Annotated in this window: 8 protein-coding genes; 6 read left to right on the top strand and 2 right to left on the bottom strand. The window is 54.4% G+C overall.

Going from position 1 to position 7,344, the window contains the following annotated elements; all coding sequences use genetic code 11:
• Positions 1–281 precede the first annotated feature (281 nt).
• The 6 genes from CSQ89_RS18570 (at position 282) to alkB (ending at position 5,946) form a co-directional block, all read left to right on the top strand.
• Complete coding sequence (locus CSQ89_RS18570; RefSeq protein ID WP_099407561.1) at positions 282–1,280, top strand: sulfate ABC transporter substrate-binding protein; 999 nt, start codon at positions 282–284, stop codon at positions 1,278–1,280.
• A gap of 239 nt (positions 1,281–1,519) precedes the next feature.
• Positions 1,520–2,158 (top strand): peroxiredoxin, encoded by a 639-nt coding sequence (locus CSQ89_RS18565; RefSeq protein ID WP_099407560.1) that lies wholly within the window; start codon positions 1,520–1,522, stop codon positions 2,156–2,158.
• Between the two features lie 517 nt (positions 2,159–2,675).
• The gene (locus CSQ89_RS18560) at positions 2,676–3,200 is read left to right on the top strand and encodes a hypothetical protein (RefSeq protein WP_099407559.1); all 525 of its coding nucleotides are present in this window, start codon (positions 2,676–2,678) and stop codon (positions 3,198–3,200) included.
• Between the two features lie 323 nt (positions 3,201–3,523).
• Positions 3,524–4,087, top strand: a complete 564-nt coding sequence (locus CSQ89_RS18555) for a GNAT family N-acetyltransferase (RefSeq protein WP_099407558.1) — start codon at positions 3,524–3,526, stop codon at positions 4,085–4,087.
• Between the two features lie 123 nt (positions 4,088–4,210).
• Positions 4,211–5,284: a bifunctional DNA-binding transcriptional regulator/O6-methylguanine-DNA methyltransferase Ada gene (gene ada / locus CSQ89_RS18550; RefSeq protein WP_099407557.1), complete on the top strand. Its 1,074-nt coding sequence runs from the start codon at positions 4,211–4,213 to the stop codon at positions 5,282–5,284.
• A 14-nt stretch (positions 5,285–5,298) separates the two neighbouring features.
• Positions 5,299–5,946, top strand: a complete 648-nt coding sequence (gene alkB / locus CSQ89_RS18545) for a DNA oxidative demethylase AlkB (RefSeq protein WP_233203319.1) — start codon at positions 5,299–5,301, stop codon at positions 5,944–5,946.
• Here the strand turns inward: alkB and CSQ89_RS18540 are convergent.
• Both CSQ89_RS18540 and CSQ89_RS18535 read right to left on the bottom strand, forming a co-directional pair.
• The gene (locus CSQ89_RS18540) at positions 5,943–6,356 is read right to left on the bottom strand and encodes a VOC family protein (protein ID WP_099407555.1); all 414 of its coding nucleotides are present in this window, start codon (positions 6,354–6,356) and stop codon (positions 5,943–5,945) included. The two genes, alkB and CSQ89_RS18540, sit on opposite strands and share 4 nt — an antisense overlap.
• A 47-nt stretch (positions 6,357–6,403) precedes the next feature.
• Complete coding sequence (locus CSQ89_RS18535) at positions 6,404–6,814, bottom strand: YbaN family protein (protein WP_099407554.1); 411 nt, start codon at positions 6,812–6,814, stop codon at positions 6,404–6,406.
• Positions 6,815–7,344 lie beyond the last annotated feature (530 nt).

The following is a 7,344-nucleotide window of genomic DNA, read 5'->3' as shown; positions in this document are numbered from 1 at the left end:
GCCTGAGCATCAAGACGCAGAAGAACCCATTCGCACTTTGCCGCAAGTTACTGATCAACGCCTCCCGCGCGGCTTATGATCAGTTACAGCTGCTTCTCGCAGCTACTGCGTAACATCAGTTAATAAGTTAAAACTGCGCCCGATGCTTGAATGCATTGGGCGTAATGCCATCAATTATTTAATTCCAAAATAGAATAACAAGTTTATTTATAATTCCTTTTTGGAATTTTTTGCTGTGGCTAGACTGGCTTTCATCCAATCCCAGCGCCACGGAGCTATTTATGTTTCGAAACCCCTTCAGCCTGGCGTTCGTTGCCGTCTTCGTACCACTTACGGCTCTAGCTGCCGAAATCAATCTCTTGAATGTGTCCTACGACCCCACGCGCGAGCTTTATCGCGATTTCAACAAGGCGTTTGCCGCCGACTGGAAGAAGAAAACTGGTGATGAGGTCAACATCAAGCAGTCGCATGGTGGCTCGGGCAAGCAAGCCCGTGCAGTGATTGATGGCCTGGAGGCCGATGTCGTGACCTTGGCGCTGGCGGGGGACGTGGACGAAATCGCTGACAAAGCCAAGCTGCTGCCGGCAGACTGGCAAACGCGCCTCAAATACAACAGCGCGCCCTACAGTTCCACCATTGTCTTCCTGGTGCGCAAAGGCAACCCGAAGCAGATTCGTGATTGGTCAGATTTGATCCGGCCCGGTGTAGAGGTGATTACGCCGAACCCTAAAACGTCGGGTGGCGCGCGTTGGAATTACCTGGCGGCTTGGGGCTGGGCGCTGAAACAACCGGGCGGTGATGCACAGAAAGCCAAAGCGTATGTTGGCAGTCTGTATAAGAACGTGAAAGTACTTGATACCGGGGCGCGCGGTTCCACCATCACCTTTGTGGAACGGGGGATTGGTGATGTGCTGATTGCGTGGGAAAACGAAGCCTATTTGTCGGTAAAGGAGTTGGGGCCAGACAAGTTCGATATTGTCACGCCATCCGTATCGATTTTGGCGGAACCAACCGTGGCGGTAGTCGACAAAATAGCAGCGAAGCATGGTACTGCGAAGGTGGCGCAGGCCTATCTGGCCTATCTTTACTCCGCCGCTGGGCAGGAGATTGCCGCGCAAAACTACTATCGCCCACAGGACCCAACAGTGGCGGCGAAATACAGCAAGCAGTTCGGTAAGGTAAACCTATTTACCATCGACCAGCTGTTTGGTGGCTGGGGCAAGGTACAGAAATCCCACTTTGGGGATGGCGGCTTGTTTGATCAAATCTATGCTAAATAAAAAGTGAATCGCTATTCTGGTGTTGCCCGGCGGTTGGATGGAGAGGTTTCCTATCCAAGCCTTATGGCGTTTGCCGCTGCGATTGGCTTATTCTGTGGTGTGCCGTCACAGGACTGCATAGAACAGGTTCCAAGCGGTGCGATATGCGCTGGCGGCAAGCAATGGCGGGTTGGGTTTCCAACCTTGTATCGATAACGAGATAGGTCGGAAGTGAATTCCGATCAAATGGAGAGATCTGTATGACCCTACGACTTGGCGACATTGCCCCCGACTTTACCCAAGAGTCCACCGAAGGCCCCATTTCGCTACATTCATGGGCGGGCAGCAGTTGGGTGTTGTTGTTTTCGCACCCTGCCGACTTTACCCCGGTTTGCACGACTGAACTAGGTTTCACAGCCAAGCTCAAAGACGAGTTTGCCAAGCGGAATGTGAAAGCCCTGGCGGTCAGTGTTGATTCGTTGGAATCTCATCGGGGCTGGATCTCAGACATTGAAGATACGCAGGATGTGACGTTGAACTTCCCCATCCTGGCTGACGCCGACCGCAAGGTAGCCACGCTGTATGACATGATTCACCCGAATTCGCTGGCTAACCTGACAGTGCGTACCGTATTTGTGATCGATCCAAGCCGCAAGATACGCCTCACGCTGACCTACCCAGCCAGCACCGGCCGTAATTTCCAGGAAATTCTGCGCGTGATCGATTCATTGCAGCTGACCGACGAATACAAGGTGGCGACCCCTGCCAATTGGCGGAATGGCGACGATGTCGTGATCGTGCCCAGCTTACAGGAGGAAGAAGAGCTCAAGCGACGTTTCCCACGAGGCTATCGTGCCTTGCGGCCTTATCTGCGGCTAACGCCACAGCCTAACCGCTAGAACCTGCTCACTGCCGCTGTATGAAGTTTATCGGGGTTCATGTGCTGTGCTTCACCCCGATGACACCTGCTCGTGACGAATCGTGAACAGACTTTAAGAACCTGTCTAAAGTCTCGCGAGCTAGGGCAAGATAAGGCGGAAACAGCCGAGGAAGCGGAGTTTACAAGTGGTAAATGAGCATTCCGAGGGTGTTTTCAACGCCATGTTGCCGATGCGCAGCAGACCTTAGACAGGTTCTAAGCGCTTGACCACGAGCAGTGGCGCGCAGCGCAAAAACCGACATGTACCCAGGGGCATGCCAGTTTCTGCGTTGTCTTTCAAACTTTATAGGAGAGTTCGAACAACAAGACTATGGACGAGTGTTTAGCGAAGAAGAATAAGGTGAAGTAAAATTGCAATAGGTTTTTAATGAGGTGGCTACAGCGTTGGCGAGCCACCTAAGCAACAGCGCCAGGAATGAGACGAGATTTTGAGGTCGCCCCACCCGTTATATGCAGGTTTTTCCCTGGATAGCGCCATGCACCCTGAGCAACTGCAGCAGCTTGCCGAGCGGCTTGCCAGCCTGCCTTCCCAATGGGTTGCGGGCTTTCCCATTACGCTTGATGAGTACGGGGTGGTTGGCCGTTTCTTCAAGTGCGAGTTACGTAGTATTTTTGAGCCCATCAAAGTCGGCGAATGCATAATGTCTCGTGCCACCTTGGTAGCCACAGGCCCGGATGGAGAGCCTTTTCCCACCGAACGGTTATTTCAATTGGCCAGTGGAGAGGACGGTTTGTTGAAGCTTGATCGCCTATGCCGGCTGATTCATAGCCTCAATCATTTCGTCGTCGCCAACGCAGCCATGCCGCTGGTATTGCCCATTCATCCGCGCCTGTTCGACTATGTGCGCAGTGGTCATGGCAATACCTTCTCACGCCTGCTGGCACATTTTGATCTCAGCCCCCAGCACATCGTTTTGGAGGTGCCGATGGGTATTCCCCAGACTGCGCTGGAGGGCTTCCAGCACGAGGGGTTTGGCGTGCGCAAGGCGGGTGAAGCTTAGAGCCTGTCTAAAGTCTTGCGAGCTAGGGCAAGATAAGGCGGAAACAGCTGAGGAAGCGGAGTTTACAAGTGGTAAATGAGCATTCCGAGGGTGTTTTCAACACCATATTGCCGACGCGCAGTAGACTTTAGTCAGGTTCTTAGAGCCTGTTTACGATTTGTCACGAGCAACCGCCAGCCGCGAGAAGCGCCGCAGATGTGGGGAGCAAGTGCTTGGGTATCGAGCCCTATGTGTATTTGCTATCGCGAGGCTGCCCCAGCAGACCGTCTGTGTAACCGGCATCCGCAGTCATTTTTGTCCCATGTTTGTGAGTGAGCCAGTCCATGCAGGTGTATCACTCTCCAGAGATCCTGACGGCCCGTTTGCAGCTACGTTTGGTGCGGCAGGATGACCTACCCGAGCTGTTGGCGATCCACTCTGTGGAAGAGGTCAACCGCTATCTGCCCTATATAACCTGGCAAGACATTGATGACGCACAGGTCTGGTTTGATCGTGTGACAGCACGCCACGAGGAAGGCAGTGCGGCGCAGTTTGTGATCCTGGAGCGTGCGACTTCACGCGTAGTGGGTTCGTGCCTGCTGTTTCGTTTTGACTTGGTCAGCAGTCGCGCCGAGGTCGGGTATGTATTAGGACAACCCTATTGGCACCTGGGCTATATGCAAGAGGCGTTGGCCGGTTTGTTCGACTATGCCTTCGGCAAGCTTGGCATGCGTCGTATTGAAGCTGAGGTTGATCCTTTAAATAAAACCTCCCACACATTGCTCCTGCGGTTGGGTTTCCAGTGTGAGGGGTTACTGCGGCAGCGCTGGTTAACCAAGGGTGAGATAAAGGATACCCATATCTACGGCCTGTTGAGTCAGGATTGGCCGCCCGAGTTAGCCGATTAAGCCATCCGGTGTTTAGTGTTGTGGGAAGATGAGCCGGAATTCAAAAGCAAGCATCGGAGTGTGGCGCTGCTTGCGCTTCGATATATTTCCCCTTGTTGCCGTGTGTGCAAGAAGGGAAACATCATGAACACCAAAGACAAGACAATTGCGTGTGCCATCGAGCACGACCCGCGGTGGGCTGCTGTTGTGGCGCGAGACTCCACTGCCGACGGATGTTTCTATTACTCGGTGCGTACGACGGGTGTGTACTGTCGGCCATCGTGTTCTTCCCGCTTGGCCCAGCCCGAGAATGTCGCCTTCCATGCAAGTTGTGCCGATGCCGAAGCAGCAGGTTTCCGGCCCTGCAAGCGATGCAAGCCCGGCCAGCCTGCATTGTCGGTGCAGTACGCTGCCAAGGTCACCGAGGCTTGCCGATTGATCGAGGAGGCTGAGGGTGCGCCGAAGCTGGCGGAGCTGGCACAACAAGTGGGCCTCAGCGTTTATCATTTTCATCGAATATTCAAGTCGATTACCGGACTTACTCCCAAAGCGTACGCCGCAGCACACCGGTCCAAGCGGGTGCGTGCAGCGTTGGGGAGGAGTGATTCGGTTACGCAGGCAATTTTCGAAGCAGGTTATAGCTCGAATGGCCGGTTTTATGCTGAAGCCAATGGTCTGTTGGGTATGACACCGACGAATTACCGCGCGGTTGGTAGCAATGTGCTGATTCATTTCGCCGTGGGTGAGTGCTCGCTTGGCGCGATTCTGGTGGCGCAAAGCCAGCGAGGTGTCTGCGCTATCTCACTGGGGGATGACCCCGACATCCTGGTGCGTGACCTGCAAGATCGTTTCCCCCAGGCGCAGCTAATTGGCGGCGATGATGATTTCGAACAGCTGGTGGCGAGGGTGGTGGGTTTTGTCGAAGCGCCAGCCAGGGGCCTTGATTTACCACTTGATGTACAGGGTACGGCGTTTCAGCAGCGTGTTTGGCAGGCGCTGCGTGAGATACCGGCAGGCAGTACCGCCAGTTACACCCAGATTGCCGAACGTATTGGTGCGCCAAAAGCGGTCAGAGCCGTGGCGGGAGCCTGTGCAGCCAACGCATTGGCCGTGGTGATTCCATGTCACCGGGTGGTGCGAAGCGACGGCAATCTGTCGGGTTACCGGTGGGGTGTGGAACGCAAACGCGCCTTGCTGGAAATAGAGTCACAGTCGTAAACCGGGAGCGTGTATTGCAAGCCGACCTGTTTGCCGATGAGTCCAAGGCCGGGCGATGGCCGATCGCGCCGGGCGCAGTGGTGCTGCATGGCTTTGCATTGCCGGAAGAAAATGCGCTGTTGGCTGACATCACCCCCTTGCTGGCGGCGGCGCCGTTTCGGCAATTGGTCACACCGGGTGGTTATGTGATGTCGGTGGCGATGAGCAACTGTGGCCAGCTTGGTTGGGTTAGCGACCTGAAAGGCTACCGTTACGCTGCGTTGGACCCGCAGACCAACCAACCATGGCCGGCAATGCCTCCCATCTTTTTGCAGCTTGCCCGGCGTGCTGCAGCTGTTGCGGGTTTTGCCGGGTTTGAACCCGATGCGTGCCTAATCAACTGCTACCAACCCGGTGCCCGCCTCAGCTTGCATCAAGATCGTAACGAGCGTGATTTCGACGCGCCGATTGTCTCGGTTTCACTCGGCTTGCCTGCCACCTTCTTGTTTGGCGGCCTACAGCGTAGCGACCGTAGCCAACGTATTTCCTTGCAACATGGTGATGTGGTGGTGTGGGGTGGCCCGGCGCGGCTGCGTTACCACGGGGTATTGGCGCTCAAGCCCGGTAATCACCCTTTGCTTGGTGCACAACGCATTAACCTTACCTTTCGCAAGGCCGGTTAGCCGGTTTTTTGCTTGTCTTCTGTGGGCGTCATGTAGATCAGTTCCCACAAGTGGCCATCCAGATCCTGAAAACCATGTTGGTACATGAAGCCATAGTCTTTGGACGGCGAGGGGGTTGTGCCGCCGATCTCCAGCACCTTGGCCACCATGTCATCCACATCGGCGCGACTATTGCGCGATAGGCAGAGCAATACCTCGGTGCTTTTGTCAGCGTCACAAATCGCTTTGGGTGTGAAGGTCTGAAAGAAAGGCTCCACCAACAGCATGACAAAGCTGTTCTCGCTGATGATCATGCAGGTGGCGTTTTCATCGGTGAAATGGGGGTCGAAGCTGAAGCCAAGGGCAGTGAAGAACTCAACAGATCTGCTGAGGCTCTTGACGGGCAGGTTGACGAATATTTGTGTCGGCATGATTTTTCTTCGTATAGGAAATCGGCGAAACAGAGTATGGCTGGGGATCAGGCCGGGGGTGGTTCAATACGGTGCCAGAGCCAGATCAGTACCAATGCCATGCAACTGATCAAACCTAAAGCAAGCAAAGGCTGTAGCTGCCAGGCAATGAGGCTTGCCCCCCAGCTCATCGAGGCGGTTGCTACCCATTTGTTGCGCCGACTCAGCATGCAGCCATTGCGCCAGTTGTGCAGCATTGGCCCAAAGCGCGGATGGTTAACCAACCAGGTATGCAAGCGTGGTGAGCTTTTTGCAGCCGCCCAGGCAGCAAGCAGTACAAATTCAGTACAGGGCAGCCCCGGCAACAGCAGGCCAAGTACTGCCAAGCACAAGCTGACTACGGCCAACACCAGATAAAACCCACGCCATAAGCGAGAAGCCAAGGTAGTGCTGGCGATAGCATGGGTAAATTCGGGCACGCGGAAAGCCTTTATTGATTCTGTCGAACAACACCGTGACAGAACGTGAATAGGTTCTGAGAACCTGTCTACGATCTTCCTGCGCGGCCGTGATCAGGGCTCATGTGCTGCTCGAAATCCTGATGTACTCAAGTACATTCCGGTTTCTGTGCTGCGCTTCACACTGCTGACAACTGCTCGCGACAGATCGTGAACGGGTTCTGACAGCTTCATGGCTTTGCCCAGCCAAAGTTTCAACGCCACGCGTAATCACTGATTTTTCAGCGTAGGTGGCGATCGTTCACAGACCAAATGATTTGCCAAAAATAAATGTAAACAAATATGGCCAGGCCGTAGAAGCCGCTACTGGCGTGTTGAGGCAGGCATGTTGCCTGACAGGCAAAGTGTGGATTTTCTGTAGAATATAACTGATGTTACGCAGTAGCTGCGAGAAGCAGCTGTAACTGATCATAAGCCGCGCGGGAGGCGTTGATCAGTAACTTGCGGCAAAGTGCGAATGGGTTCTTCTGCGTCTTGATGCTCAGGCATTC

The sequence above is a fragment of the Chitinimonas sp. BJB300 genome (genome assembly GCF_002735695.1).
Lineage (GTDB): Bacteria > Pseudomonadota > Gammaproteobacteria > Burkholderiales > Chitinimonadaceae > Chitinimonas.
The sequence above is the reverse complement of the archived record's forward strand: the minus strand, read 5'-3'. Positions and strand labels throughout refer to the sequence as shown.